The following is a 23,240-nucleotide window of genomic DNA, read 5'->3' as shown; positions in this document are numbered from 1 at the left end:
GGCGCGCTGGTGCGTTTGGTAGACGTTCGCTGCGTGACAACCCGTTCTTGGCACAGGATGCCCAAGCGAACGTTCCAATCCACCTGCCGCAGGCGGTTTTTGCAGGCGATGTGGTCCGCATAAACCGGGGCTTAAGGCTCCGTGCGTTTTGGTGGTCCGGTCAGATTCTCTTGCCGGGGGCAGAACGCCATGTTGCGACGACTAGCGGCCTTGTTCGATCTCTATGCGGCTCGGCAGTTGCAAGCCAGCTGCGATGGACCCGCAATACACGATCGCGGTGGGACACGGGTCGGACATGTCGACAGAATTTCCTATGCGGACGGGCGGCTCGTGGTGGAAGGCTGGGTCGCAGCCGAAGCGGTTCGGCTCGTTCACGGCGCAGCCAGCGTGTCCTGCCCGGCAACGTTGCAACGGGCCGATGTCGCCGCCTCCGGTCTATCGGGGGCTGGCTTTTGCCTGTCCGTTCCGGCGATGCCGGGTAATCTCCGGCGCAGCGCACCGCCCGGCCTGATCTTCGAGACCGGCGGGCCCGAGGCGGGCATCAATAATCTCAGTTTGCCCAGGCCCCCGCTTGGACGTTGGCACCTTATCCCAGGCTTTGCACTGCGCCTTCTGCGCGCCATGCCCGCCGCGATCGGCTGGCGTTTGACCCGGAATCCCCACCAGCGTGCGCGCGTGAAAGCGTTGCTCGGGTTCTCGGAGGTGGCGCGCCCCGGGCCGCTTCTCCACGGCATGATCCGGTCCGAACCGCATGATCCCCCGATGGCGGCGCCCGACGTGACCGTCGTGCTGCCCGTGTATAACGGCTTCGATCTCTTGCTCGACGTGCTGACGCGAATCGAGGCGCATACCGACATTCCCTGGCATCTCATCTTGATCGAGGATTGCTCGACCGATCCGCGCATGCGGCCGTTTCTGCAGGACTGGGCGACGGAGCCAGCGCGCCTTTCACGCGTCACTTTGCTGGAGAACCGCGAGAATGTCGGATTTATCCGCTCGGTGAATCGCGGCTTCCGCGCGGCTTTGGCCCGGAAGGAGACCGGACCTATCCTCCTGCTGAACTCGGACGCGATGCTGCCGGCGCATTGGGCCACACGGCTGCTGCGTCCCTTCGCCGTCCATGGACGCGTCGCGAGCGTGACGCCCGCCTCGAATGCCGCGGAGATCCTGTCGGCCCCCGTCATCTGCCGCGACGTTCCCCTGCGCGCGGACATGGCAGAGGCGATCGACCAGGTCGCCGCGCGGCTCGACCCAGATGGGGCGCTGGCTGATCTGCCGACCGGCATCGGCTTTTGCATGGCGATTTCACGGGCCTGGCTGTCGCGTTGCCCGCGCTTCGACGAAACCTTCGGGCGCGGCTATGGCGAGGAAGTCGATTGGTGCCGCCGCATCCTCGCGATGGGGGGGCGGCACCTCGGCCATATGGGGGTCTTCGTAGAACACCAGGGCGGCGCAAGCTTCGGCGCCGAAAAGGCCTCGCTGCTGAGGCGGAACAATGTCCGCCTAAGTGCGCGTTATCCAGGCTATGAAGCCGCGGTCGCCGCCTTCAAAAGCACAGATCCGCTACGCACGGCACGGCTTGCGCTGGGGCTGGCTTGGGCGGGCGCAGCGACACCGATGGCGCCAGTGGAGGTCATCCTCGGGCACAGCCTCGGCGGCGGCGTCGAGCGCGCCATAAGAGACCGGGTGGCGCGCGGTCTTGCGTCGGGGCGGGCCGTGATACGGCTCGACGTCGGCGGCGCGCAGCGGTGGACGCTGCGGCTTATCACCCCCTGGGGAGAGAGCGAGGGTGCATGCGATGACACGTCCACCATCACCGAACTGTTGTCGATCCTGCCCCGCAAGCACATCGTCTATGCCTGCGGCGTCGGCGACCGCGACCCGGTGGAGCTGCCTACCATCCTGCGGAGTTTGATCGGGCCTGCAGATACTGCCGAGCTCGAAGTTCACGACTACTTTCCTCTCTCGCCGTCCTACACGCTTCTGGACAGCCACGGCGTCTTTCACGGCCTGCCGAGCCTCACCTCCCGCGATCGCGCCCATCGCAGTCGGCGGCCGGACGGTCGCGACGTGTCGCTTGCCGCATGGCGCGCGGCCTGGCATGGATTTGCGAAACAAGCTTCGATTACCTGTTTCTCCGAAGCCTCGGCAAAACTTGTGCGCGGCGCATGGCCGGACCTGGTACCGGCGATCACGGTTGCACCGCACGGGCTTCGGCTGCCGTCACAAGTGCCGGTGGTCAGGCATCCGAACCGGCCGCCCACGCTCGGTATCCTCGGCGCGATCGGACCGCAGAAAGGTGCGGCCATCGTCTCGGCCCTGGCGAGTCTGTGTGCCGAAACCGGGCACCCGCGTCTCGTCGTGATCGGCAGGATCGCACCCGGTTTCTCATTGCCGCCGGACATTCTACAGACAGGCCCCTATCGACCCGAAGAGATTCAAAGTCTTGCCGAACAGCACGGCGTGACCCATTGGCTCATCCCGTCGATCTGGCCGGAGACGTTCTGCTACGCCTTGCACGAGGCGCTTGCCACGGGCCGCCCGGTCTACGGGTTCGACCTCGGAGCGCAGGGCGAGACCCTCGCCTCTGCCTGGAACGGCCATGTCTTGCCGTTCCTTCCGGATGACCCCCAAGCGATGGCGCGTGCTGTTATGACCGCGCTTGCGACCTGCGCCCTCGCTGAACGACACGCCGGCATTACTCATATGCATCGCTCCCCCGCCGCGCTACGGCACAAGCTGCCACGTGCCGCAGCGACCGGAACAGACGGATGAGCGAAGTTGGCATAGACTGGCTCGCCGCGCGCGGAATAGAGGCCCTGCCGCGACCGGGCGGCCGTGTTCGTCTTCCCGATACCGGCCGGATCGAAGCGCCGTCGAGCCTGAAATGGACCCGGTTCGAGCAGATGCTCGAACTCGGTGCCTTTTCCTACCAAGTGTCGGGATATGCCTGCGCCGCTCGGATCGGCCGTTATTGTTCGATCGGCGAGGACGTTCAGATCGGCCGGCAGAATCATCCACTGGATTGGGTGTCGACGAGCCCTGCCTTCTATCTCGGATCTCGCCTCTTCGACCTCAAGCGCGGCTTCAGCGGTGCCGAAGAATTTCGCAGCTCCGCGCCGCCGCGCTGCTCCAACGGCCCGCCGACCCGCCTCGAGATCACGATGATCGGCAATGATGTCTGGATCGGACATGGCGCGATCATCACCGCAGGGGTCACGATTGGCGACGGGGCGGTGATCGGGGCCGGATCCGTCGTGACCCGCGACGTTCCGGCCTACGGCATTGTCGCCGGCGCACCTGCGCGCTTGATCCGGATGCGACACGCGCCGGAAATCGTTGCAGGTCTTCTCGAACATCGATGGTGGCAATGGGCGCCGTGGCAGCTGTCGCACCTCGACCCCTCGGATCCTCGCACGTTCCTTGAGGGGCTTGGTGCAATGACATCAGAGCCCCCGTTCGACTGCGATGTCCTTGATCTTTCGAAGGTACCCGAATGAGCCTCCACCCCGATCAGACCGCGCGCAAACTCGTTTTTCTGCATATCCCGAAGACGGCGGGACAGGCCGTTCATCAAGCGATCGCGCAGGCGGTCGGCGCACCCGCGATATCTCCAGTGCGGGTGCATAGCCAAGCGGGCCGCGGGCGGGCTCAGTTTCCGCCCGGATACCGGGTCTATAGCGGCCATATCGACTGGGAATCGCTGGAAACGCTTGGGCCCGGGACCCGCACGTTCACGGTTCTGCGTGATCCGCTCGAACGGATTGCCTCCTTCTATTTCTACCTGCGGCGTAAGGCATCGCAGATGGACGCAAGCGCGCTTGAGCAGGGGCAGCACACGGGGCTCTCGCGCGCCCTGCGCTGGTCGGCCGAGGCGTATTTCTTCGGCGGTGACAAAGAATGGCGGCGCTTCATCGCCGATCACTATCACGCACCCTATTGCAGCTACCTCGTGACCCGGCGGATCCGGGGCCATTCTCAGATCGCGCATTTCCTTCGGCCCGATCTCATCAGCCGCGCAGTGCTTGCGGCGCGGCAGCTCGACGGTGTCTACGATCAGCGCGACCTCGGCACCCTCGAGGTCGATCTGTCCATTTGGCTGGGCAGGGAAATTCGCCTCACGGAGGTCAACCGCGGGCCGGGGACGGGTCCGCGCTGGCCGGATCTCGCCGCGGTCCTCTCACCGGATGGCGCAGCACAGCTCGCCGATTGGGTCGCGCCGGACCAGGCGTTGATGGCCCGCCTCGGCCTCGCGCCACCAAAGATCTCCGCCACGCCCAGAGGAGCCGCTGCATGAGCGCCCTATCCGACATCAGCCTGACGCCGAGACACGAAGGCCGTGCCGCCCTGTTCGCACGGCTTCGCGAGAGCGAGAGCGAGGGCGTGCCGGCCCCTCGGATCATGAGTCCCAAGACAAGCACACCGCGCAGATTTCCGCGAATGGCAGCCCTCGGCCTATCAGCCGCCCTGATGATCGCTTTACCCGTTCTGCTCGCGTCCTCGTATCTCTGGAACCGCGCCGCGCCGCGCTTTCTCTCCGAGACGGGCTTTTCGGTACGAACCGAGGAGGCGAACAGCGCCGTTGAACTCCTTGGCGGTATGGCGGATCTGTCGACCGCATCCTCCTCGGATACCGATATCCTGCATGACTTCATCACGAGCCCGGACCTGGTGGCCCGGGTCGACAAGGCGCTCGACTTGCGTCGTCTCTGGGCGGGGCCGGGGGCGGATTGGTCCGATCCCGATAGCGATCCGGTCTTCGCCTTCGCCGGACCGGGCGATATCGAGACCCTGACGCGCTACTGGAACAGGCGTGTTCGAGTGGACAGACTGGCTGGCACCGGCCTTCTGTCGCTGACGGTCGAAGCCTTCTCTCCGGCGGAGGCACAAGCGGTCGCGAACGCCATCGTCGCGGAGAGTTCCGATCTCATCAATCGCCTGTCGGCCTTGGCGCGAGAGGACCGGATCGGCCAGGCGCGGGCCGAACGCGATCGCGCGAAGGCCCAGCTTGTCGCGGCACGGGTCGCACTCACGCGGTTTCGCAACGAAACGCAAATTGTCGACCCGGTGACCGCGCTGGCGGTTCGGATGGGGGTCATGACATCGCTTCAGGAGCAACTTGCCGACGCCTTGATCGAAGTCGACCTTCTGCGCCAATCCGCCCCGGATGCACGCTTCCGGATCGAGGCGGCACAAGGCCGCGTCGCGGTGATCGCGGCGCGGATCTCGGAGGAGCAGGCCCGACTTGGGGCAGGCGCAAACGGGCTGGGCACCGATCCGGCGTTCGCGGACCTTATGGGCATGTTCGAGACCTTGGCGACGGATCTGCGTTTTGCCGAGGAAAATTATACGCTTGCCCGCGCCAATCTGGAAGCTGCACTGGCTGAAGCGGACCGCCGGGACCGATACCTCGCCTTGCATATCGCGCCCACCTTGCCCGAGGCCGCGCTCCGCCCGGCCCGATGGGAAACGCTCGCGCTCATCGCCTCGGGGCTTGGTCTGATCTGGTCGCTGCTCGCGATGGTCGTCGCGGCCTTACGGGATCGCCGCTGATGATCGTGCTCGAGAATGTCGAGAAATCCTATCTGCGCAAAGACTGCCGCGTCAGAGTGGCGAATTGCATGAACGCGACCTTGCCGGGGGGTGTTTCCATCGCGCTTCTGGGCAGAAACGGTGCCGGCAAGTCGACGCTTCTGCGTATGATCGCCGGTACCGCGCGACCCGATCGCGGACGGATCCTGACATCGGGCCGGATCTCCTATCCCGTAGGCCTTGCGAGCGCGCTGCACGGCGATCTGACAGGCGCGCAGAACGCCCGTTTCGTCGCACGCCTTTACGGCACCTCCAGTCAGGATGTCTGCGCGTTCGTCGCCGATTTCGCAGAGCTGGGTGCAGCATTTCATGAACCTGTCAGGCACTATTCCAGCGGCATGAAGGCGCGTCTCGCCTTCGGAATCAACATGGCGATGGAGTTCGACACCTACCTGCTCGACGAAGCGCTGGCAGCCGGGGATGCCGAGTTCATCCGCAGATCGCGCGCGCTGTTGTCGTCACGGCTGCAGGGCGCCGGCGCGATCATCGTCAGTCACGCAATGGGTCAGGTACGCAAGCTCTGCAGCATGGGTGCCGTTCTCGAAAACGGACAGCTTCGTCTCTACGACGATCTGGAGGATGCCATCGCGATCTATGAGAGAGGAGCGGCAGCATGAGAGCTCAGCCTCAGCCCGAATTTGCATCCGTTGCGTTTCCGAAAACGGCGCGCATAGTCTTCGTGATCGGCGCGCAAAAGGCGGGGACGACCTTCCTGCACAAGGCATTCGGTAAAAGTGCCGAGGTTTTCCTGCCGAATGTCAAAGAGCTGCACTATTTCGATATTCGACGCGGCGTGGGAAAGATGGCCTTCGCTGCGCGCTGCCGGGAAGTGTCGCGCGCGTCGGAAGCGCTGGCGACAAATGGGCCTTCACCCGATCGCTGCGCCCGCCTGCGCCGTGCCACCGATCTTGTCGGGATGCAGAACTCTGAACCGCTCGGGGCCACGGGACCATCGCGGCACTCAGCCTACACGACGTACCTACTTCAAGGCTGGCAGGGCGAGCCGCTCATCGCGGATGTCACCCCTGCCTACGCCATCCTGCCCGCCCGCGATTTTGCCGATATGGCCGCGTTCACAGACGCGCGTTTCATCTTCATTCTTCGCGACCCCGTCTCGCGGATGTGGTCGCAGCTTCGCATGGCGGCGCAGGTCGAGGCTGGGATCGCTGCTTCAGGCGAGGCAATACTGGCGCTCGCGCGCGCCAAGGCGGAGTCGCTCATCGCGACCGGCCGTCTCCCCAAGGTCGAACGCGCCGATTACGCCCGGACTTTTCGCAACCTGGATCAAGCCGTCGCCCCGGACCGTCTGCACGTCATGTTCTACGAAGAGATGGTCTCGTCCCCTGCGCCCATTCACGCGCTTTCCGAATTCCTCGGTATCGACCGGATCGACCCGGATCTCTCTCACCGTGTCAACGAAGGTATCCCCATCGCGATCCCCCCCGATCTGGATCACGCGTTCCGCGAAGCGTTCGCACCGCAATATGCCTTTGTTCGCGAACGTTTCGGCGCACGCGTACCTAACGCGTGGCGCAACGTGGCCGCGGTGACGGATGAGGAGCCATCGGCAGACACACCGCCGCTCACCGCTTGAAGGGTGTAACGAACTCCGCAAGCCCCGGTGCGACCGCGTCTTTCTCGGATAGCGTGGGCGCATGACCCGCATCCGGCCAGTCGATGCCTATATCGGGATCGTTCCATCGCAGGCTCCCCTCAGTCTCGGGCGCATAGTAATCGGAGCATTTGTAGACGATCTCGGTATCAGTGGTCAGTGTCATGAACCCGTGAGCGAAGCCTTCAGGGATCAAGAGCTGTCGGCCATTCTCGAAGGTCAACTCGACGCCGACCCATCGCCCGTAGGTCGCGCTGCCTTCACGAATATCGACGGCCACGTCAAAGAGCGCGCCGCGCCCGCAGCGCACGAGCTTGGCCTGAGCGGAGGGCGGCCCCTGGAAATGCAGGCCCCGCACCGTTCCGGGCATCGCGGACATCGAGTGATTGTCCTGTACGAAGTTCGTCGTGATTCCCTCGTCCTCCAGCAGCCGGCTGTTCCAGGTCTCCTCGAAAAAGCCGCGATGATCGCCGAAACGCCGAGGCGTCAGCATCAAAACGCCGTCGAGCGCGGTATGATCGATCTGCATGGGAAACTCCTTGGACGTGCGAGAGACAGACGAGCAAAAGATTGGCCGGACGCTACTGCGCGCGCCTCGAGCCCGTCCAGCCGCCCAAGGCGTATGGCAGCTCTGCGTGGCGAACGCGACATATCGCTTGTGAGCGCGGCGCAGTCGCTGTGCCTTCGTTGACAGCACTGGTCCGCTGCCGCAAGGAAGACCTCAAAGCTTTTAGACAAAGGGCATTGCACATGAAAATCGCGATGATCGGGACGGGATATGTTGGTCTGGTCTCGGGGGTTTGTTTTTCGGATTTCGGACACGAAGTCGTCTGTGTCGACAAGGATTCGCGCAAGATCGAGATGCTCGAGCGCGGCGAAGTGCCGATTTACGAGCCCGGCCTCGAAACCCTTCTGGCCAAGAACGTCGATGCAGGACGGCTGTCCTTCACCGGAGACATCGCGGTTGCCATCGACGGCGCGGATGCGGTCTTCATCGCCGTGGGCACGCCCACGCGCCGCGGCGACGGACATGCGGACCTGACCTACGTCATGGCTGCTGCCGAGGAGATCGCGAAAGCGGCAGATCACTACATCGTCGTCGTCACCAAATCGACCGTGCCGGTCGGGACCAACGCCAAGGTTCGCGACACGATGGCCGCGGCGAATCCCGATCTTGAGTTCGATGTGGCCTCGAACCCCGAATTTTTGCGCGAAGGCGCGGCAATCGACGATTTCATGAAGCCCGACCGCGTTGTCGTCGGCGTCGAGTCCGAGCGCGCGGGCCGCGTCATGGAAGAAATCTACCGCCCGCTCTATCTGCGCGATTTCCCGATCGTGGTGACGGATCTCGAATCCGCGGAGATGATCAAATACGCGGCCAATGCGTTTCTCGCGACGAAGATCACGTTCATCAACGAGATCGCCGCGCTGTGCGAAAAGGTCGGCGCGGATGTGAAACAGGTCTCCAAGGGAATGGGTCTCGACGGGCGGATCGGCAAGACGTTCCTGCATGCGGGTCCCGGCTATGGCGGCTCGTGCTTTCCGAAGGATACCAAGGCGTTGGCACGGATCGGCCAGGATCATGCCATGCCGATGCAGATCACCGAAGCCGTCATCAAGATCAATGACGAGGTCAAGCGGCGGATGGTGGACAAGTTGCTGGACCTGTCGGATGGCAGCTTCAACAACCGGAAAATCGCCGTTCTGGGCGTGACGTTCAAACCCAATACGGACGATATGCGCGATGCGCCGTCGCTCACGATCATCCCCGCGATGGTCGGAGGCGGCGCCAAGGTCAGTGTCGTCGATCCGCAAGGCCGCCGCGAGGGCGAGGCGCTTCTGCCCGGCGTCACCTGGGAGAGCGATCCCTATGTCGCCGCGAAAGACGCCGATCTTCTGGTGATCCTGACGGAATGGAACGAGTTTCGCGCCCTCGATCTCAAGCAGATCGCGAACGGCATGAACACGCCCCGCCTCGGCGATCTGCGTAACATCTACTCGGCCGAGGATGCCCGAGAGGCGGGATTCGAGGCCTATTCCGCGATCGGCCGCCCCGGCTATCCGGACTGAAACGGCTTGAGTAAAACGGAAACGGTTTTCTCAACCGGGCGTTAGATCGTAGTGCGCTAGCCTTCGCGGGATCTGTCCAGGTGCGAAGGCGATGCCGATCTACATTCCGCAACCCGACGTGACGCCCAGCGTGGCGGAACAATATTACCTGTGCCTGATCAACCGCGATCGGGCCGACCCCGCCGGCGCCTATGACCGCCTCCTCGCAGAGGCGACTCCCGGTACCGAGGCGGCGCTCGCTTACTTCGGCGTGTCCCTGTCACTGCTCGAGGATCAGCTTGCCGCGTTTCCTCCCGTACCGCCCTTGGCCTGGAACGCATCGCTCGCCATCTCGGCTGAGCGGCATTCGCTTCTCATCGTCGAATACGACGAGCAATCGCACAACCTGCCAGGGGAGCCCGGGCTTTATCAACGGATCGTGGAGGCGGGCTATAACGATGCCCGCGCCTTGGCCGAAAATGTCTATGCCTATTCTGACGGGCCGCTTCACGGGCATGCCGCCTTCCTGATCGACTGGGGCTATGGTCCGGGCGGCATGCAATCCCCCGCAGGACATCGCATCGCGATCCTCAGCCCGACCTATACGGAGATCGGGATCGGGATCGTGACGGATGCCGATTCAGACACGCGCGTCGAAACCGAGATCGTCACCCAGCATTTCGGAACGACCTGGTCGCCGGAGGCGCAGATCGTCGGCGTCGTGATCGACGATCGGGACGGTGACGACTTCTACGATCCGGGAGAGGGACTGGGCGGCGTGACCGTTACGGCCAGCGGCGGCGGCGAAACCTACGTGACGACCAGTTGGGCGTCCGGCGGCTACCAGATGCAGCTGCCGCCCGGAACTTATGTCGTCACCTTCTCAGGCGGCGGGCTCGAAGGCGAGATCACCGAAACGGTCACGATCGCGGCCAGCAATGTAGGGCTCGACGTGGAAGCGGACGATGCGGTGCTGCGACCCGCGGCCCTGATGGGCGGTGGCGGTGCGGACCTGTTGGCAGGCGATGCGCGCGCCGAGATGATCGAGGGTCGCGGCGGAAATGACAGCCTCTCGGGCGGAGGGGGGAATGACACGATCTTCGGCGGCACAGGGTTCGACGAGATCCACGGCGGCGACGAGGCGGACTGGATCGAGGCCGCGGGCGGCTTCGACACCGTCTCGGGCGGCGCGGGCGATGACACGATCCTGGGGCAGGCAGGTGCGGATTCATTATCGGGAGACGCAGGGGACGACGTGCTGAAAGGCGGCATAGGCCCGGACGCGCTGATGGGCGGCAGCGGCGATGATTGGCTGGAGGCAGGTGATGGAGCGGATTTTCTTCAAGGTCACGATGGTTCGGACACGCTCTTGGGCCAGGCAGGTGCAGACACGCTGGATGGCGGGCCGGGGCACGATCTGCTGCAAGGCGGGATCAATCGCGACGTGCTGATGGGCGGTGCGGGGAACGACCGGCTTGAAGGCGGGGACGGCTTCGATCGACTCGATGGCGGTGAAGGCAACGACACGCTTCTCGGGCAAGCAGGGAACGACACGCTGGTCGGCGGTGACGGCGACGATCTTTTGCACGGCGGTATCGGTACCGATGTCTTCGTCTTCGCACCGGGTGGAGGACAGGACGTGATCGTGCATTACCAGCCGGGCATCGACGTCATTCACCTCGAGGCAAGCCTCGCACCGGACGGCGTCGCCGGCCTTGATGCCGAAACCGTGGGCAATGATCTTGTGATAATACTCGCGGATGGCGGCGAAATCACCTTTGACGGGATACGAACGCTCACCGAAATCGAAGCGGATTTCGTGCTGATCTGATGCTGCTGTCGTGGCTTGGGCAACCCAGCGTTAGCATTTTCAGTGGATAACGAGTCATGAACCGAAGCGTCGATCAGATCTCCACAGTCACTCTTGGGTCGCATCCACCGCTTCTCTCCGCGACGTTCCGATCCATCGGCGCGCTCATGCTGCGCGAGATGGCAACCCGATATGGTCGTAATCCGGGCGGCTATCTCTGGGCTGTGCTCGAACCAGCCGCCGGGATTGCGTTTCTCTGCCTCGTATTTCAGGCTGGCTTCCGTGCGCCGCCGCTCGGAACGAGCTTTGCGTTATTCTACGCGACGGGCATCTTGCCGTTCTTTGCATTCCTGACGGTCAGCAACGCCGTCGCACAAGCACTCAACCGCTCGCGGCCGCTCCTCGGCTATCCGAGGGTCAGCCTGTTGGGTCCGCTGGTCAGTGCAGCTTGCCTTGCCGCACTGACACAGCTCATCGTCGGCGTGATTATCCTGGGCGCGCTCGTCATCTCGCTCGCCCCGATGACGCGGATCGACATTCCACCGCTCGCGATGTCCTACGTTCTGGCGATGAGCTTCGGCCTTGCGACCGGCGTCGCGCTGGCGGTGCCGGTCACCGCGCATCCCATGTGGCAAAGCATCTGGTCCGTACTGACCCGTCCCTTGGTCATCGTCTCGGGCGTCATCCTCTTGCACGAGAAACTGCCCGATCCGTGGCGCAGCTGGCTGGAATGGAACCCGCTCGTTCATGCGACCGGTCTTGCGCGGCAGGCGGCCTATCCCGGCTACAGTGCATCCTATGTCAATCCGGGCTACGTCTTGGCGGTCTCGGGGTGTCTTTGTCTTTTCGGGCTTGTGCTCCTGCGCCTCATGCAACGGGACCTCTTCGAGCGCTAGCTTACAAAAGCCCGATGTCGTTCAGAAGCGCATCCGGATTGACCAGACCTTCGATCACCAGGCGTTCGCCGCCGGGAAAAGTGAATACCGTTGCGCCATCGACTGCCTCTGCAAAAGACAGCATCGCCGCCGCATCATACGCCGCTCCGCCCCAAAGCGCAGGATCCAGAAGCAGCATGTCGACGTCGTTCTGGAATGCGGTCACGACCGCGACACCTTCGGCGAAGATGAAGACATCGGCGCCGTCGCCGCCGTCGAGGATGTCGTTGCCGCCGCCACCCGACAGCGTATCGTTTCCGGAGCCTCCGAAAAGCGTGTCATCCCCAGCGCCACCATCGAGAATGTCAGAGCCGTTTTTCCCGATCAGCCGGTCGTTGCCGGAATCGCCTTGAAGCGTGTCATGACCGAGCCCGCCATCAAGCGTGTCGTCACCGCCTCCGCCGCTGAGGTCATCCTGGCCGCCACCCCCCCAAAGCTCATCCGCGTCACCCGAACCCAGCAAGACATCGTTGCCGCCTTCGCCGTAAAGCAAATCACGGCCCTCACCGCCATCCAGCGTGTCGTGGTTGATCCCGCCCCAGATCGTATCGGATCCGGACTCGCCCATTACGAGGTCCGTGCCGGCATTGCCGGTCAGAATGTCGTCGCCCTCCCCCCCGTGCAGCGTGTCTGCGCCGTCATCGCCGGAGATCCGGTCATTGCCGCTGCCGCCGTTCAGTAAGTCGGGCGCGTTGCCACCCAGAATGTGATCGTCTCCGGCATCACCGAAGATCGTGTCGAAGCCCGCATTACCGGACAAGTGATCATCGCCGTCTCCTCCCTCGATCCAGTCATGGCCGTCGAGCGCCGTGACCGTATCGGCCCCCGCTCCGCCGAAGATCGTATCCGCCCCGATCCCGGCATTGATCGTGTCATTGCCCGCCCCAGCCGAAATCAGGTCCGATCCGCCGCGCCCTATGATCGTATCGTTGCCAGAGCCGCCCTCGATGCTGTCGTTTCCGGGCGTTCCGGCCAGATCCTGCGGCGGATCGGCGGGCTCGAGGGTCAGAACCGGCGTCAGCCAGTCAGGCAGGAAGCGGTCCGGCTGAGGAAGGATCGCCGCGATCACGGCATCAGCCGAAAGCGGGCCGCCCCCAGCGCTCTCCAGCACGAGAACCTCCTCGCCGACAAGGGACATGAACCGGATCTCGGCACCGCTTGCGGTCGGGCTGATCGAAAGTTGCGACGGATCGCGGTAAAACGCCCAGCCGGACAGATCGAGCCGGTCCTCGCTCGCATCGAAAGCAACGATACGGTCGGGATCGGCGTCCGCGATCATCACGAACAGGTCCGCTCCAGCCTGCCCGATCAGCGTGTCGGCACCGGCCTCATCCATGTGGGATATCCCGCTCAGCGCGATTGAAAAGGCGCTGAGGCCCTGGTCGGACACGCCAAGCGTCACAAGATGCAGGGAGCCGCCTTCGATATACAGCTCGAGATCCGAAACGCCTGACACCGCCGTCGACACGCTGTCCGCCACGACGCCGAGGTGAACGAGTTGGCCGTCAGCGGTCAGGCGAAACAGGCTCACGCCATCGTCGGAGCCAGCAGCAGCGAGAAATGCCTCGTTCTGCAAAACGGCGCTGTCGAGTGTGGTCACATTCGCGAACCGACTGTCTCGCGTGTCAATGACATGGTCGGTCAGTCGAGGCCTCCCGCTCTCGAGGCCATAGACAGTGAGCGTGCCCGACCCGGCTGCCCCCAATACGGCAAAGGAGGTTTCTCCGATCTGCAAGGTCTCGAGCGTGATCGACCCCGCGATGCCGGGGTTGTCGGCTTCACCAAGCTGCGCCGCCATCGAAAGCCGCCCGTCGGGCTGGATGTCGTAGATCGTTAAGAATGTCGCGTCGGATCCAGCGGCGACAAGCATGCCATTCGCGATCTCGATATCGGTCAAACCTGGCCCGTCCGCGCTGCCGCGAGACCCCGAGGACAGCACCGTCAGCGTCCCGGTCGGTCCGATTTCCCAGACCATCGGACTGCGGCTGCCCGGCGCGATCCCGTAAAGAAAGAGCCCCTCCCCGCTGTCCATGACGGCGATATCGGACAGGTCAGCCGGCACGCCAGCCGCGGCGGCGTTGATCGCAACGGGCGCCCCGAATGAGCCGTCGGCATTGATGCGAACCATCGCGAGACCGCCGGCCACACCGGTCAAGAGCGCAACCTCCTGACCTGATGGCAGCACGGCAGGCGTGATGTCCGGCGCAACGCCTGCCACCGGTCCGGCCGTAAGCACCGATGTCGCCTCGGCTATCGGCGCGCCGCCCCGCAGATCCCAGCTCGTCAAACGGGTTGCGACATCTTCACCGGAGAGGACCTGGACAGTGACCCCGTCCGGTCCTTGGTGCAGCGCGAGGCTCCGCACTCCATCGAGTTGCCCCCCGCTGGAGGCGAAGACCGTACCGTCATGCGAAAAGACCGCCTGCATCGGCGCACCCTTTATCCACTCAACCCGAGTTCTGAAGCTCTGGTCGAACGAGGGAAGCGGCGGGGCGCGATCCTGGCTGAAACCGGGCGTTTCGGGCCAATCGTCAGGAGTCCGGCAAGCGCTTGTTTACCACGAAGTCAGAACCAGCGACCAATCGCCGTCATCCGCAGCGTGCAGGTATCGACGGCGGCAAAATCGGTCTGTCCGGCAATGCGGCGCAGCGAAATCGTGGTGCCCGCGCCATCGCCGCCGGTGCATGTCACAGCGCCAAGTGCATCGAGACCGGGAGTGATGTTCGCGGTGCCCGGATCGAGGCTGCCGGACACGAAGGCCGACCCGGCGAACATCTGCGGAAAGGTCCAGTGCGCGGAGAGGGTCGCGGCATCGCTCCGCGTGAGGGCCATGGTATCCCAGACGATCTGCGTGCCGCAGGCAAGACGGAGGTAGGTCGCGCCTGCCTCAAGAACCGCTCCAGTCGGCTTGCCGGCGGCCTGCGCGACCTGCCCCAGAAGAGTGCCCGGACCATATCCCCAATCGGCCCTCATCAGTCTGCCCGGCGTCGTATCATCCGGCTGTGACTGAACCGCCGCACCGCCTGCATGGCCTGTCGCCGGATCGAAGACCAGCGCGTCGTGCCACGTGCCGCCATCGGCGCTGACCTTGATGGTGAATGCGTCCGACCCTGTCGTTCCCATCTCTGCGCGGCCGCCACAACCGGTCTGGAACAAGAGGCTCGCCGTCTCGCCGGGTGCCGCCTTGTTGATCTTGACCTGATGGCCGCCGCCCACATTGTTGAACAACGAGGCCGGCCCCGCCACGATCAGCGGATTGTTCGCATCGCTCGTCGCGTTGATGCCAAGACCGGGCAGATTTTGAAGCTCGGGCTCGAGCGCCTGCCATGTGCCGCCGGTCCATACGACGAAGCGCCCTTCCCCCGCGATCCAAGCCTGCCAGCCTTCCTGTGGCGTGGTGAAGGTCCAACCGCCTGGCTCGAAAATGGCGATGTCATTCGCGTGGCCGATCCATGCGCCCGAGGGGGACGCACCGACGATAAAGCGCGTATTCTCCGAAGGCGCTTCCGGAGGCGCGTCGTCGCGGCCTTGAACGGAGAGCTGCACGACAAGATCAAGCCGCCGGAGCGCTTCGTTGAACGTGACGTGTTTCTGAGCCTGGGAGGGTGCCATGAAAGGCAGCCCGAGAGCGGCGGACGTGAACATGCGCGAGACCTCATCGACGGATACATCGAGGATCAGGCTCGCGTGCGGTGGTTAACGCGCGTTAATCAATCCGCGCGTTGCAGAGGTCTATTCCGCCAGGTGGCACGCCACGCGGGTCTCGCCGATGGGGCGCAGGCGGGGACGTTCTTCGCGGCAGCGGTCGACCGCGATAGGGCAGCGCGGATGAAAGGGGCAACCGGGCGGCGGGTTGATCGCGTCCGGAATCTCGCCTTTCGGCGGATCGACTTCACGCCCGAACGCGTCCATGCGCGGTGCGGCATCGAAGAGCATCTGGGTGTAGGGATGCTTCGGCGCATCGAAGAGCCGGTCGCGCGGCGCCTCCTCGACAAGACCGCCGAGATAGAGCACGCCAATCTTGTCAGCCATGTGATGCACGACGGTTAGATCGTGGCTGATGAAGAGATAGGTCAGCCCCAGCTCTTCGCGCAAGTCGGACATGAGGTTGAGAACCTGGCTCTGCACCGAGACATCGAGCGCCGATGTCGGCTCATCGCAGACGATGATACGCGGTCCGGCCGCCAGCGCGCGCGCAATGCAGATACGCTGACGCTGCCCGCCCGAGAATTCGTGGGGATACTTGCCCGCATCGACCGCCGAGAGGCCGACCTGTTCAAGCAGCCGTTCGGCGAGCCCCTTGGTGTCGCCGCCCTTGATCGAGACCGGCTCATTGATGATGTCGCGGACCGTCCATCGAGGATTGAGCGAGGCGTAGGGATCCTGGAAGATCATCTGGATATCTGCGCGAACCGCATCGACCTTGGCGCGGTCGGTCTCGGTGGCAAGATCCACGCCATCAACTTCCACGCGGCCGCGGCTTGGCGGGACCAGCCCAACCATGATCTTGCCTATGGTCGACTTGCCGGAGCCGGACTCGCCCACGAGCGCGTAGACGGAGTTCTCCTCGATCTCGAAACTGACCTCCGAGACGGCGGTCAGAAGCGCGCGCGGGCTGCGTTCGATCACCCGGTTCAGCCAGGGTTTGGAGACGTCGAAGATGCGCGTGAGATCCTCGACCTTGACGATGGCGCTCATGCGGAGACCTCGGTCTTTTCGGTCAGGGGGAACCAGCAGGCGGCGCGGCCGTCGCAGGCTTCGAGGCTCGGCCCCGGCTCTTCGCGGCAGCGCGGCTCAGCGCGGTCGCAGCGCGGATGGAAGGCGCAGCCCGAAGGCAGGTTGTCGAGACGCGGCATCGCGCCGGGGATCTGCCGTAGGCGGCGATGGCCCTGGCTCGCAACCGGGGTCGAGGCCATGAGCCCCGCCGTATAGGGATGCCGCGCGTTGGTGATCACCTCGCGGACCGGGCCCAGCTCTGCAAGACGGCCCGCATACATCACCGCGACGCGGTCGGCAGCCTCCGCGATCACGCCCATATCATGCGTCACGAGCATCACCGCGACGCCTTTCTCGCGGCAAAGCCGTTTCAGAAGCGCAACGATTTGCGCCTGAACCGAGACGTCGAGCGCGGTGGTCGGCTCATCGGCGATGACGAGGTCAGGCTCGGCGCAGAGGGCGAGCGCGATCACCACGCGCTGCCGCATGCCGCCGGAAAACTCGTGCGGGTATGAGCCGATCCGCTGACGCGCCGCCGGGATCCCCACCTCGTCGAGCGCGGCGATCGCACGCTCGCGCGCTTCGGACTGGGTGACGTCGAGATGCTCGAGGATCGTCTCCGTGAGCTGTTCGCCAATGGTCAGCAGCGGATTGAGCGAGGTCAGCGGATCCTGGAAGATCATGCCCATCTTCTTGCCCCGCAGCTTGCGCAGCCGCTCGCCTTTCAGCGCATGCACCGGCTCGCCGGACAGAAGCACCTCGCCCGAGACGATCCGGGCCGGCCGATCGAGCAGTCCGATCACCGCGTTTCCGGTCATCGACTTGCCCGCGCCGGACTCGCCGACAACGCCGAGAATCTCGCCGGCATGGATGTCGTAGCTCACTTGGTCGACGGGTCGCAGCACACCGCGTCGGGTCGGGATCTCCACCACGAGATCGCGGACGGACAGGACGGGGGTGGTCATCGGATCACCTCAGTTTCGGATTGAGCGCATCGCGCAGCCAGTCGCCCAGAAGGTTGATCGACAGGGCCAGCGCGAGAAGCGTGACGGCGGGGAAGAAGAGGATCCACCACTCGCCGGAGAACATGAATTCCTGCCCGATCCGGATGAGCGTGCCGAGCGAGGGCTTCGTCGGCGGCGCGCCGACCCCAAGGAAGGACAGCGTCGCCTCCGCGATGATCGCGAGCGCAAGGCTGATCGTGGCGATCACGAGCACGGGGTTGAGCACGTTCGGGAGGATATGCCGCACCATGATCGAGAAGGGCGAACGCCCGATCAGCCGTGCGGCCTGAACGTATTCGCGGTTCTTCTCGACCAGTGTTGCACCGCGCACGACGCGGGCGAACTGCACCCAGTCCGACAGGCCGATGGCGAGGATCAGAACCCAGATCGCCATTTGGTCGCGGTATTCGGGCGGCGTGATCCCTTTGGCGATACCGAAGATCAGCATCGCGACAAGGATCGCCGGGAAGGTGAGCTGAATATCGGCGATCCGCATGATGATCGTCTCGACCCAGCCGCCGAGATAGCCTGCGAGAAGCCCCAGCAGCACACCGATAACCAGCGCCAGCATGACAGCGGCAAAGCCAACGAAGAGCGAAATCCGCATCCCGTAGAGGATTGTTGAGAACACGTCCCGGCCCTGATCGTCGGTGCCGAGGAGGAAATATTCTTGCGTGAACTGGTTCGCCTGCCCCGGTGGTGTGAAGCCGTTCATCAGGTTCAGCGTCGCGGGATTGAACGGATCGTGCGGCGCAATCAAAGGCGCGAAAATCGCCGCGAGGATCAGGAGCGACACGACGAAGGCAGAGACCATCGCGACGGGATTGTTCCGGAACGAATAGGCCAGATCGCTGTCCCAGGCTCGGGCCAGCCGGCCGGGACTCGTCTTGGCTTTCGTCTCGATTTCTGTCTGAAGCTCGGACATCTCAGTGTCCTCCTGCCGTGCGGTCGACGCGCAGACGCGGGTCGATCGCGAAGTAAAGCATGTCGACGATGAGGTTGATGCCGACGAACATGACCGAGATCATCATCAGATAGGCGGCCATCACCGGGATATCGACGAACTGGATCGCGTTGATGAAAAGAAGCCCGACGCCCGGCCATTGGAACACCGTCTCGGTGATGATCGCAAAGGCGATGATCGAGCCGAGCTGCAAGCCCGTGATCGTGATGACCGGCACCAGCGTGTTCTTGAGCGCATGGCGGAAGTTGATGGATTTCTCGCGGATGCCGCGCGCGCGGGCGAAGCGGATATAGTCCATCCTGAGAACCTCGAGCATCTCGGTCCGCACCAGCCGCATGATAAGCGTCATCTGGTAAAGGCCGAGCGTGATCGCCGGAAGGATGAGGGCTTTGAGGCCGCTTTCGGTCAGAAAACCCGTGCTCCACCAGCCGAGATCGACGACTTGCCCCCGTCCGAAGGAGGGCAGCCAGCCAAGCTCCACCGAGAAAAGGTAGATCAGCAGGATCCCGATCAGGAAGGTCGGCAGCGAGACCCCGATCAGCGAGAGCGTCATGATCGTGCTCGCCGACGGGCCGCGCCTTCGGATCGCCGTGAAGATGCCGAATCCGATCCCGCCAGCAAGCGCCAGAAGTCCGGACACGGCTGCAAGTTCCAGCGTCGCGGGCAGGCGCTCGACAAGGATCTCCGAGACGGGCCGCCCTTGCCGGTAGCTCAGCCCGAAATTGCCCTGCACCGCCTGTTCGAGGAACTTGTAGTACTGGACCGGGAACGGCTGATCGAGGCCAAGCTGGGTTCGCAGCCGCTCCACGTCGGCCTGCGTGCGTTCCTGACCGAGCATGTTGTCGATCGGATCGCCCACGAAGCTGAACATGGAAAAGGCAACGAATCCCGTGACCAGAAGCACGAGGACAGATTGCGCGACCCGTCTGATGATGTAGGCGAGCATGTTTTCCCTAGTTCACCGTGACCCAGCGCAGGATGAAGAAGTTATCCTCGCGTTGGGTGAGCTCGATATTTTCGGCCGTCCCCCAGAGGAGCGGCTGCACGTAGAGCGGCACGTAAACCATCTCGTCCTGCACGATGCCAGCGATCTCGTCGAGCATCTCCTGCCGCGCCGACTCGTCGATCTCGGATTGGATCGCGGGGATCAACTCGTCGACCCGCGGGTTGGAATAGCCGCCGAAATTCCAGGTGCCGATATTCTCCTGCGGTGTGTGGACGAGGAAGCGGAACGGATGCTCCGCATCGAAGGTGCCCGGCGACCAGCCCAGGAAATACATATCGTACTCGTCGGCGCGGAGTTCCGGCCAGTAATTCCGCACCGGGATCGCATCGAGTTGCGCGTCAAGGCCGACCTGCGCGAGCATCGAGACCGTGGCCTGGCACACCGATTCATCGTTGATGTAACGATCGTTGGGGCATTTCAGAAGGAACGAGAAACCGTCCTCGTATCCCGCCTCGGCCAGGAGTTCGCGGGCACGTTCGGGATCATAGGCTGGGCGTTCGGAGAGACCCTCGGAATAGCCGCGCATCGCCGCGCTCACGAGCTGCGCCGTGGGCTCGGCCGAGCCGCGCATGATCGTCTGGCGGATGGCATCGACGTTGATCGCATGGGCCACGGCCTGGCGGACCAGCGGATCCTGGAACGGATTTCCCTCTACTCCGTCGCCGCCGACAAGGCTGTCCTTGTCCTGGCTGAAGCCATACATCATCACCCGAGCCTCGACGCCGCGCTGAAGATCGACACCTTCTGCGTTGTCGATCCGCTCGGCGTCCTGCACCGGCACGGGTTCGATCATGTCGACTTCGCCCGACAGAAGCGCCGCGACGCCGGTCGCGGAATTTTCGATGGGCGTGAAGATCCCTTCGGTGACGTTGCCGCGATCGTCGCCCCACCATTCTTCGAACGGCGCAAGGACCGTACGCAGAGCCGGCTCTCGCTCCGTGATCCGGTAGGCGCCGGTGCCGTTGGTGTTGAGAGTCGCGTAACTGCCCTGCTCGATATTGGGCCGGGTCGCGTTGTTCGCCTCGGCCCAACCGCGATCCATCATCATCCAGTTGGCGATGGAATCGGGGAAGATCGGGTTCGGCGCGTCGGTGCGGATCTCGACGGTGTACTCGTCCGGCGCGGTGACCTCGGTCACACCGGCGAACCAGCTTGCCGTATCGGCCTCTGCGGAAGACGCACGCTCGTAAGAGAAGATCACGTCATCGGCGGTGAAGTCCGCGCCGTCGTGGAAGGTGACGCCCTCGCGCAGATGGAACCGCCAGCCGGCACCGTCCTCGAGCGGCTCCCACTCGGTCGCGAGCGCTGGTTCGATCGCCATGTTCCGATCGCGCCGAACGAGCCCTTCGTAGACGTTGTTCAGAAAACCCAGGACAGGCGCGGAATTTCCGGCATGAGGATCCATCGTGTTGGGATCCGTCTGCCCCGCCCAGCGGAAGGTTTCGGCCGAAGCCGGAGCGGCCAACACGCCAAGCGTAGCAATAACGAGAGAGGTCCTCATGGCGACAATCCTCTTGATTGGGAAGGCCCGGCGCGGGAATTCCGCGCCGGGCTATATCTAGCGTCGGTGCGCGCGTATCTGCGCGCACCGGCCCATCAGTTCATCTCGAAATACTTGAACTTCGGATCATCTTCGGGGCTCACTTCGATGCCGACGCTGTCGGTCATGCCCCAGTTCAGAACCTGGTGGTGTAGCGGCAGGTAAAGCTGCTCGTCCTGAACCGTGTTCCAGATTTCGGCGATGGTCGCGTTGCGCGCCTCGAGATCGGTCTCCGACGCCAGGCTGACGATCTTCTCGTCGAGCTCAGGGTTCGAGTAGCCGGTCGCGTTCCAGCTGCCACGCTCGTCGCCGCGCGTGTGCACGAGGAAGTTGAACACGTATTCCGAGTCGTAGGTCGGAACGCCCCAGCCGAGCATGAAGAAATCGGTCTCGTCATTCGTGATGAGCGGGAAGTGCTGCGCCTTGGGCTTGGCATCGAGGTTCACAGTGATGCCGATCTGCGCCAGCATGCCGACCGAAGCCTGGCAGATCGCTTCGTCGTTGACGTAACGGTCGTTCGGGCAGTCGAGCTGGATCGAGAAACCGTCACCGTAGCCGGCCTCTTCCATCAGGCTGCGCGCTTCCTCGAGATCGGTCGTGACCTCGTCGAGCTCCTCGGTCCAGCCATTGACGAAGGGTGGTGCAATGACGCCTGCAGGCTCGCTCTGGCCACGCATCACGACCTGCTGGATGGCCTGGCGGTTGATGGCGAGGTTCATCGCGCGGCGCACATTGACGTTCGCGAGCGGGTTTTCGCCCTCGACATCGTCATTGGCGATATCGTCCGCGCCCAGGTTGAGCCCGAAAAAGATCGTCCGGTTCTGCGGCGCGGTCTTCACCACGAGACCATCGGTGTCGTTCACGCGGCCGAGATCCTGGACCGGAACATCCTGGATGAAGTCAACCTCGCCCGACAAGAGCGCGGCAACGCGGGTCGCGGCGTTCTGGATCGGAGTGTAAATGATCTCGGTCACTTCCATCGAGAACTGGTCCATCCCCCAATAGTCAGGGTTCTGCTCGAGCACGGTGCGGACGTCGGGCTCTCGGCTGACGAGCGTGAATGGGCCGGTGCCGTTCGCGTTGGTGGCGGCGTAGGTGGTCTCGCCACCCTCCATGTCCTGAACGTCCACGGCGTCATTCGCCTCGGCCCAGCCTTTGTCCATCATGAACAGATTGGTGAGGTTCGCCGGCAGGATCGGGTTCGGCCCATCGGTCACGAACTCGACGGTGTAGTCATCCACGGCGCGGACTTCGGTGATGGAGTTCAGCAGCTCCTTCATGTCCGAATCTTCGGACTTCGCGCGGTTGATCGAGAAGACCACATCCTCGGCGGTGAAGTCGGCACCGTCATGGAAGCTGACGCCTTCGCGAAGGTTGAACACCCAGATGTTCGGGTCGTCCTCGCTCGGCGCCCAGTCGGTCGCCAGCGCCGCCTCGAATTCACCCGACGTGTCGCGGATGATGAGCGGCTCGTAAATCTGGTGCGACAAGGTGTGCGTCGGCCCTTCGTTCTGAGCATGGGGGTCGAGCGTCAGGCTGTCACCCGCACGCGCCCAACGCAGTGTTTCGGCCTGCGCGGTCAGGGCGGTGGACGCCAGAAGCGCCACGGCAAGAATGCCGGTCGATTTCATAGGATATCTCCCTGTGTCTTTTCCGGGGCTTCCTGTCCCCGTTTGAACCTACGATGATAACGAAGCGCGCCGCAGTCGCAAGGAAAGCGCTGGATTGCCGCGGCGGCAAGTCCTGGCTTGGGCCGGAAGTGCGCGAAGGCCGAAACAGGGTAACGTCCGTTGGGCAGAGAGGTCATCGCGAGGTCTGCCGGAATCCGGCGAACCGACTGAGTATGGAAGTCATGATTGAACGTGAAAAAACCGCCCGGAAAGGGCGGCACTTGCATCGGCTTAGATTAAATTCGAACTGGTTGCGGGAGTAGGATTTGAACCTACGACCTTCAGGTTATGAGCCTGACGAGCTACCGGACTGCTCCATCCCGCGGTATTTGTTATATGTTA

General features: G+C 63.7%; 18 protein-coding genes and 1 tRNA gene. 9 read left to right on the top strand and 10 right to left on the bottom strand.

Annotation, left to right across the window (positions count from 1 at the left end; all coding sequences use genetic code 11):
• Nucleotides 1–189: 189 nt before the first annotated feature.
• From BM171_RS10850 to BM171_RS10825, 6 genes are read left to right on the top strand one after another with little or no spacing between them, the layout of a single operon-like run.
• Nucleotides 190–2,775: a glycosyltransferase gene (locus BM171_RS10850; RefSeq protein ID WP_093011887.1), complete on the top strand. Its 2,586-nt coding sequence runs from the start codon at nt 190–192 to the stop codon at nt 2,773–2,775.
• Entirely contained in the window at nt 2,772–3,500 is a 729-nt protein-coding gene (locus BM171_RS10845) for a CatB-related O-acetyltransferase (RefSeq protein WP_093011884.1), read from the top strand. The genes BM171_RS10850 and BM171_RS10845 overlap by 4 nt, the downstream gene beginning before the upstream one ends.
• Nucleotides 3,497–4,297 (top strand): sulfotransferase family 2 domain-containing protein, encoded by an 801-nt coding sequence (locus BM171_RS10840; protein WP_093011881.1) that lies wholly within the window; start codon nt 3,497–3,499, stop codon nt 4,295–4,297. The genes BM171_RS10845 and BM171_RS10840 overlap by 4 nt, the downstream gene beginning before the upstream one ends.
• The gene (locus BM171_RS10835; RefSeq protein ID WP_093011878.1) at nt 4,294–5,553 is read left to right on the top strand and encodes a KpsE/RkpR family capsule polysaccharide export protein; all 1,260 of its coding nucleotides are present in this window, start codon (nt 4,294–4,296) and stop codon (nt 5,551–5,553) included. Before BM171_RS10840 ends, BM171_RS10835 begins: the two co-directional genes overlap by 4 nt.
• On the top strand, nt 5,553–6,209 hold the full coding sequence (locus BM171_RS10830; protein ID WP_093011875.1) for an ABC transporter ATP-binding protein: 657 nt from the start codon (nt 5,553–5,555) through the stop codon (nt 6,207–6,209). The genes BM171_RS10835 and BM171_RS10830 overlap by 1 nt, the downstream gene beginning before the upstream one ends.
• Complete coding sequence (locus tag BM171_RS10825) at nt 6,206–7,186, top strand: sulfotransferase (protein ID WP_093011872.1); 981 nt, start codon at nt 6,206–6,208, stop codon at nt 7,184–7,186. The genes BM171_RS10830 and BM171_RS10825 overlap by 4 nt, the downstream gene beginning before the upstream one ends.
• Here BM171_RS10825 and rfbC read toward each other — a convergent pair.
• Nucleotides 7,176–7,733 carry a dTDP-4-dehydrorhamnose 3,5-epimerase gene (gene rfbC / locus BM171_RS10820; RefSeq protein ID WP_093011869.1) on the bottom strand — a complete coding sequence of 186 codons (558 nt, stop codon included), beginning with the start codon at nt 7,731–7,733 and terminating at the stop codon, nt 7,176–7,178. The genes BM171_RS10825 and rfbC overlap by 11 nt on opposite strands.
• A gap of 221 nt (nt 7,734–7,954) precedes the next feature.
• Between rfbC and BM171_RS10815 the strand changes: the two genes are divergently transcribed.
• From BM171_RS10815 to BM171_RS10805, 3 genes are all read left to right on the top strand, one after another.
• Nucleotides 7,955–9,274, top strand: coding sequence for a UDP-glucose dehydrogenase family protein (locus BM171_RS10815; protein WP_093011866.1), 1,320 nt, complete (start codon nt 7,955–7,957; stop codon nt 9,272–9,274).
• Nucleotides 9,275–9,365: 91 nt separating this feature from the next.
• On the top strand, nt 9,366–11,084 hold the full coding sequence (locus BM171_RS10810) for a CAP domain-containing protein (RefSeq protein WP_093011863.1): 1,719 nt from the start codon (nt 9,366–9,368) through the stop codon (nt 11,082–11,084).
• A 56-nt stretch (nt 11,085–11,140) separates the two neighbouring features.
• The gene (locus BM171_RS10805; protein ID WP_093011860.1) at nt 11,141–11,959 is read left to right on the top strand and encodes an ABC transporter permease; all 819 of its coding nucleotides are present in this window, start codon (nt 11,141–11,143) and stop codon (nt 11,957–11,959) included.
• Between the two features lies 1 nt (nt 11,960).
• Here BM171_RS10805 and BM171_RS10800 read toward each other — a convergent pair whose 3' ends face one another.
• The 9 genes from BM171_RS10800 to BM171_RS10760 all read right to left on the bottom strand — a co-directional run bounded on the left by BM171_RS10800 (nt 11,961) and on the right by BM171_RS10760 (nt 23,223).
• Nucleotides 11,961–14,426: a calcium-binding protein gene (locus tag BM171_RS10800; protein ID WP_093011857.1), complete on the bottom strand. Its 2,466-nt coding sequence runs from the start codon at nt 14,424–14,426 to the stop codon at nt 11,961–11,963.
• Between the two features lie 137 nt (nt 14,427–14,563).
• Nucleotides 14,564–15,610 carry a DUF2793 domain-containing protein gene (locus BM171_RS10795; protein ID WP_175497538.1) on the bottom strand — a complete coding sequence of 349 codons (1,047 nt, stop codon included), beginning with the start codon at nt 15,608–15,610 and terminating at the stop codon, nt 14,564–14,566.
• A gap of 120 nt (nt 15,611–15,730) precedes the next feature.
• A complete protein-coding gene (locus tag BM171_RS10790) occupies nt 15,731–16,696 on the bottom strand; it encodes an ABC transporter ATP-binding protein (RefSeq protein WP_093011851.1) in 966 nt (321 codons plus the stop codon).
• On the bottom strand, nt 16,693–17,679 hold the full coding sequence (locus BM171_RS10785; RefSeq protein ID WP_093011848.1) for an ABC transporter ATP-binding protein: 987 nt from the start codon (nt 17,677–17,679) through the stop codon (nt 16,693–16,695). Before BM171_RS10785 ends, BM171_RS10790 begins: the two co-directional genes overlap by 4 nt.
• Nucleotides 17,680–17,683: 4 nt before the next feature.
• Nucleotides 17,684–18,643 carry an ABC transporter permease gene (locus tag BM171_RS10780; protein ID WP_093011845.1) on the bottom strand — a complete coding sequence of 320 codons (960 nt, stop codon included), beginning with the start codon at nt 18,641–18,643 and terminating at the stop codon, nt 17,684–17,686.
• 1 nt (nt 18,644) lies between these two features.
• Nucleotides 18,645–19,628 carry an ABC transporter permease gene (locus BM171_RS10775; protein WP_093011842.1) on the bottom strand — a complete coding sequence of 328 codons (984 nt, stop codon included), beginning with the start codon at nt 19,626–19,628 and terminating at the stop codon, nt 18,645–18,647.
• Between the two features lie 7 nt (nt 19,629–19,635).
• Nucleotides 19,636–21,189 carry an ABC transporter substrate-binding protein gene (locus tag BM171_RS10770; RefSeq protein ID WP_093011839.1) on the bottom strand — a complete coding sequence of 518 codons (1,554 nt, stop codon included), beginning with the start codon at nt 21,187–21,189 and terminating at the stop codon, nt 19,636–19,638.
• A 95-nt stretch (nt 21,190–21,284) separates the two neighbouring features.
• Nucleotides 21,285–22,859, bottom strand: coding sequence for an ABC transporter substrate-binding protein (locus tag BM171_RS10765; protein WP_093011836.1), 1,575 nt, complete (start codon nt 22,857–22,859; stop codon nt 21,285–21,287).
• 287 nt (nt 22,860–23,146) lie between these two features.
• Nucleotides 23,147–23,223 (bottom strand) — tRNA-Met (locus tag BM171_RS10760).
• Between the last annotated feature and the right edge of the window lie 17 nt (nt 23,224–23,240).

Source organism: Roseivivax halotolerans (assembly GCF_900115815.1).
Classification (GTDB): domain Bacteria; phylum Pseudomonadota; class Alphaproteobacteria; order Rhodobacterales; family Rhodobacteraceae; genus Roseivivax; species Roseivivax halotolerans.
The sequence above is the reverse complement of the archived record's forward strand: the minus strand, read 5'-3'. Positions and strand labels throughout refer to the sequence as shown.

What these genes read in the sequence shown, in the direction of transcription:
- BM171_RS10775 (WP_093011842.1), bottom strand. Translation starts at nt 19,628, where the DNA reads ATGCTCGCCTACATCATCAGACGGGTCGCGCAATCTGTCCTCGTGCTT.
- BM171_RS10850 (WP_093011887.1), top strand. Translation starts at nt 190, where the DNA reads ATGTTGCGACGACTAGCGGCCTTGTTCGATCTCTATGCGGCTCGGCAG.
- BM171_RS10785 (WP_093011848.1), bottom strand. Translation starts at nt 17,679, where the DNA reads ATGACCACCCCCGTCCTGTCCGTCCGCGATCTCGTGGTGGAGATCCCG.
- BM171_RS10795 (WP_175497538.1), bottom strand. Translation starts at nt 15,610, where the DNA reads ATGGCACCCTCCCAGGCTCAGAAACACGTCACGTTCAACGAAGCGCTC.
- BM171_RS10800 (WP_093011857.1), bottom strand. Translation starts at nt 14,426, where the DNA reads ATGCAGGCGGTCTTTTCGCATGACGGTACGGTCTTCGCCTCCAGCGGG.
- rfbC (WP_093011869.1), bottom strand. Translation starts at nt 7,733, where the DNA reads ATGCAGATCGATCATACCGCGCTCGACGGCGTTTTGATGCTGACGCCT.
- BM171_RS10840 (WP_093011881.1), top strand. Translation starts at nt 3,497, where the DNA reads ATGAGCCTCCACCCCGATCAGACCGCGCGCAAACTCGTTTTTCTGCAT.
- BM171_RS10835 (WP_093011878.1), top strand. Translation starts at nt 4,294, where the DNA reads ATGAGCGCCCTATCCGACATCAGCCTGACGCCGAGACACGAAGGCCGT.
- BM171_RS10780 (WP_093011845.1), bottom strand. Translation starts at nt 18,643, where the DNA reads ATGTCCGAGCTTCAGACAGAAATCGAGACGAAAGCCAAGACGAGTCCC.
- BM171_RS10830 (WP_093011875.1), top strand. Translation starts at nt 5,553, where the DNA reads ATGATCGTGCTCGAGAATGTCGAGAAATCCTATCTGCGCAAAGACTGC.
- BM171_RS10805 (WP_093011860.1), top strand. Translation starts at nt 11,141, where the DNA reads ATGAACCGAAGCGTCGATCAGATCTCCACAGTCACTCTTGGGTCGCAT.
- BM171_RS10770 (WP_093011839.1), bottom strand. Translation starts at nt 21,189, where the DNA reads ATGAGGACCTCTCTCGTTATTGCTACGCTTGGCGTGTTGGCCGCTCCG.
- BM171_RS10815 (WP_093011866.1), top strand. Translation starts at nt 7,955, where the DNA reads ATGAAAATCGCGATGATCGGGACGGGATATGTTGGTCTGGTCTCGGGG.
- BM171_RS10790 (WP_093011851.1), bottom strand. Translation starts at nt 16,696, where the DNA reads ATGAGCGCCATCGTCAAGGTCGAGGATCTCACGCGCATCTTCGACGTC.
- BM171_RS10845 (WP_093011884.1), top strand. Translation starts at nt 2,772, where the DNA reads ATGAGCGAAGTTGGCATAGACTGGCTCGCCGCGCGCGGAATAGAGGCC.
- BM171_RS10825 (WP_093011872.1), top strand. Translation starts at nt 6,206, where the DNA reads ATGAGAGCTCAGCCTCAGCCCGAATTTGCATCCGTTGCGTTTCCGAAA.
- BM171_RS10810 (WP_093011863.1), top strand. Translation starts at nt 9,366, where the DNA reads ATGCCGATCTACATTCCGCAACCCGACGTGACGCCCAGCGTGGCGGAA.
- BM171_RS10765 (WP_093011836.1), bottom strand. Translation starts at nt 22,859, where the DNA reads ATGAAATCGACCGGCATTCTTGCCGTGGCGCTTCTGGCGTCCACCGCC.